Origin of the sequence: Enterococcus sp. DIV0755b (assembly GCF_051713765.1) — a bacterium.
GTDB classification, from domain to species: Bacteria; Bacillota; Bacilli; order Lactobacillales; family Enterococcaceae; genus Enterococcus_C; species Enterococcus_C canintestini.
In genome coordinates, this window is record NZ_JBIOQN010000005.1 from 1 (window position 1) to 2,950 (window position 2,950).

Below are 2,950 nucleotides of genomic sequence, written 5' to 3' on the forward strand. Positions count from 1 at the left end.
TTGGAGAGAACGCTGGAAGACGTTCTCAAGATGATTATAGCAAGTTTCACCGTGTATAAAAATATTTTTAGCGAAATAGAAAAAAGAACAACGATAAATCAGCTCGAAAAACTTAACCGTATTTCTAACAGGCGGTTAAGTGTTGACGATAAGGTACACCCCCTAAAATTAAGTTGGTCAATCGATCGAATTACAATCGTCGGAAAACTGAAGGAGAAAAGGTTGAATACTCCTTTTTTTTGTTATTTTATTTCGAGATTTTGAGCGGAGCGAAAAATCTCGTTTCTTATCTTGATAATATAGGTAACTATTTTCGGCGAAAAAATCGGGGTTTGACCTAGGTCAAACCCTTGTGGCTGTAAGGAAGCACAAAAAAAAAGATTGCTTTTTCCATATGGTTGATTTATAGTTTTAATTGTCTAGAAAAAAACTAAATCAGAAAGGAGAGCAATCTTATTTTTTTGTTATCGGCTTTTCAGCCTATTTGTACAAAATTTGTAGATTCAGTATAACAAGATGACAGAGAAAAGACAAGATTTGATTAATGGAACTTATCGTGAGAAAAAGAAAAATTTACGGAAAGTACTGGCTTTGAGTGAAAGTCGAATTCCTACAAGAATGCACGAGCTGATGACGGGGTGTGGTTCATATTTGGAATTTATTGCCACGATAGACAAGGAGAAAAAGAAATTGGTGCAGGCACATTTTTGTAAAAATCGTTTTTGTCCGTTATGTGCGTGGCGTAAAGCACGGAAAGATGCGATGATGTTGTCGATTATGATGCAAGCAATCAGTGAGGAAAAAGACTATCAATTTCTCTTTTTGACATTGACGACACCCAATGTGAAAAGCAGTCAATTGAATCAGGAAATTGATTTGTTCAATCATGCGTTGTCGAAATTGTTTCGTCGGAAGAAAGTGAAAGCTGCAATTAAAGGCTATGTACGGAAATTGGAAATCACGTACAACAAAGAGCGAGACGACTATAATCCGCATTTTCATTTGATTTTGGCTGTTCCAAAATATTACTTTAAGCTTAAAGATTATTATATTAAGCAATCTGAATGGCTGGATTTATGGCGAGAGGTAACGGGGAAAATGGGAATCAATCCAGACGGTACCGACGAGATTACACAGCTGGATATTCGCAAGGTTAAAGGGTTCCAACAAGAGAAAGCAGTCTTGGAAGTCGCAAAATATTCGGCCAAAGACTTTGAAATGACGGAAAACCAAGAAGTATTCGATACGTTTTATTTTGCAATGAAAGGGCGCCAGTTGATTACGTTCAACGGTGTGTTCAAAGACTACAAAAAGAAATTTGAGTCTGGTGCTTTAGACCGATACAAACAAAAAGACGAGAATGATTATTTTTGGTTTTTAACGGCTTCATGGATGAAAAATGAAGCGCAATATGCAATCGATTATCGCGCGTTGAACGAAGATGAAAAGCGATTTTTTACTGGTATGTACGACGAAGAGAAAAAATGAATGGGGTGGACGAATTTCGTCCACTTTTTTTATTTGTTCGAATGAAATGACAAAAAAGAAAGGTGTGCGCACACACCCGATGCTTGCCCCAAATTAATACAACAATTGTGAGAGGGAACTTTTTCGAAAAAATGAGAAAAAGTTTAGATTTTTTGTGTGTCTTTTATAGGCAAAGAATGGTTGTTTAGAACGAAGTTGATTGATGATTTGCTTGTGAAATATATGCGATTAGCTTCAAAGTAATGAATCAAACGAACGTAATTGATGAGTAAAAACGCGTCTTGTTTTACATTGATTGTTGGCAAATGACGTCTCTTTTTGCGTTTAAACAGCATGTAACCAGCTTCAAAATAATCAATCGAATGCGTGTAAATGATGGGCATAAATCCGTGGTTATAACGTGGTTTTTGTCAACGAACCAATAACAGAACAATGCGCTAAATAACGAAAAGTGACAGACCAAAATTTGGACTTTCGTCAGACTATTGTCGGACTTTTACCGGATTATCGTAAGACTATCATAAAAAATCGAATAACGAACGACGCATCAAAATCGAGAGTAAGTATAGAGTATCTATAGAGTAACTGTAGAGTAACCATAGAGTTTCAACTCCCAACAAGAGAACAATTCAATCGCCAAATTCGGCAGTACGTATACAGTAAATGTGCAGGAACCATGCAGGAAGTATGCAAAAGATAAATCGAAAAAATATGCGGAAAAGCTGTGGTTTCCTTGCGGGTTTGTTGCGGAAACATTGCGGAACGATCAAAGTGAAAAACGCACGGACAGCCGAATAAAATAACGTTTTCCGCCTACCAGAATTTCTGACCATTTTGTCGCAACGTGGGTTTTTACCCCTTATGAGACAAAATGGTCAGAAATTCTGGTAACTACACCTAATGTATTCGGCTGTCCGTGCGAACAAAAAAAGTTGAAAAAGAAAAAAAGAAAGTGGCGTATTTTTTTGTGAGGTGAAAAAAAAAGAAAGAAAAAATAATAGTCACTCGCTGGAGCTCGTGAAGCCTTCCGTCAATCCCAACTATCAGTCGCAAGCTCCTTCGATAGTTGTGACTGCCGTTCAGGAAAAGTAGAACGATTCCCTGAATGGTTGCTTTTTATTCCTAAACGGCAATAGCAGTCAATAGACGCAAAAGAAACGAGTGTGAGGTGCAGTCCATGGTAAATCGAACTAGAAGGTCTTAGAACGCCTGTGAGGGCTTCTTAGAGCTTCTGAGAGGCTTTAAGGAATGGACGGCTGTAAACAAGATTCCACGCTCTTGTCTGCCCCAACAATAAGTTGGGGACGCCCACGAGTGGCGAACGTGTAGAAGGTCCAGGAAATGATTTCCTGGTGGGTTTGGGCAACGCCCAAGGTTTTTTATTGGACATGACAGAAAAAGGCCTTAAAACGCTTCTGAGGACGTTTCAAGGCTTTTTCTGTGACTTGGATAGATTAATCTT

The 2,950-nt window shown here is 38.2% G+C and carries 1 protein-coding gene and 1 pseudogene; both read left to right on the forward strand.

The window, feature by feature from the left end; all coding sequences use genetic code 11:
* Positions 1 to 30 precede the first annotated feature (30 nt).
* Positions 31 to 216, forward strand: a pseudogene (locus tag IGI65_RS14125) (hypothetical protein); the annotation flags it as partial.
* A 300-nt stretch (positions 217 to 516) separates the two neighbouring features.
* Positions 517 to 1,488 carry a protein rep gene (locus IGI65_RS14130; protein ID WP_067396506.1) on the forward strand — a complete coding sequence of 324 codons (972 nt, stop codon included), beginning with the start codon at positions 517 to 519 and terminating at the stop codon, positions 1,486 to 1,488.
* The last annotated feature ends 1,462 nt before the right edge of the window (positions 1,489 to 2,950 follow it).